At 58.4% G+C, this 279-nt stretch carries 1 protein-coding gene; it reads left to right on the forward strand.

The features are described 5' to 3' along the window. Window positions 1-279 (forward strand): acyl-CoA dehydrogenase family protein (locus tag AB9F29_RS22545; RefSeq protein ID WP_369757332.1); only part of this gene is annotated, 279 nt, incomplete at both ends.

Below are 279 nucleotides of genomic sequence, written 5' to 3' on the forward strand. Positions count from 1 at the left end.
GATCGGGCGGCCTTTTTGACCCATATTTCCAAGGCCTATGGCACGGACGTCGGGATCGAAGTTTCGACGATGGGCGTTAAGGTACACGGCGGCATGGGCTATGTCGAGGAAACGGGCGCGGGGCAATTTACCCGCGATGTGCGCGTCACCGCGATTTACGAAGGCACGAACGGCATTCAGGCGATGGACATTGTGGCCCGCAAAATGATGGATGGCGGCGACGCGGCCTTCCGTTTGCTAGAAGAAGTTGAAAATAACGCCGAGTCCGCCAGTGGCCAG

It is taken from the genome of Falsihalocynthiibacter sp. S25ZX9 (assembly GCF_041205405.1).
In the GTDB taxonomy this organism is placed as follows: domain Bacteria; phylum Pseudomonadota; class Alphaproteobacteria; order Rhodobacterales; family Rhodobacteraceae; genus Falsihalocynthiibacter; species Falsihalocynthiibacter arcticus.